At 43.4% G+C, this 244-nt stretch carries 1 pseudogene; it reads right to left on the bottom strand.

Features of this window, described 5'->3' with window-relative positions:
* Positions 1–244, bottom strand: a pseudogene (gene fadJ / locus AAEY99_RS21650) (fatty acid oxidation complex subunit alpha FadJ); the annotation flags it as partial.

Consider the following 244-nt stretch of genomic DNA (forward strand, 5'->3'; position numbering starts at 1 on the left):
GATATCGCCATCACGTGGGCTGGCAATAATGCCATCATCTAAACAGCGTACTGCTTCGTTAAGCATTTGCGATACACAACGCTTAGCAATTTCGCTCTTGTTTAAACGTGGAGCCGGGGTAACACCCAATAGTTCGTAAACTGACTCATCAACCTTTTTGCCTTTTTTATCGTATTCATAAAAACCACGACCAGACTTACGGCCAAGGCGTTTTGAATCAATCATACGCATAAATGCATCAGGG

This window comes from Shewanella sp. S1-58-MNA-CIBAN-0166 (genome assembly GCF_040310085.1).
GTDB lineage: Bacteria > Pseudomonadota > Gammaproteobacteria > Enterobacterales > Shewanellaceae > Shewanella.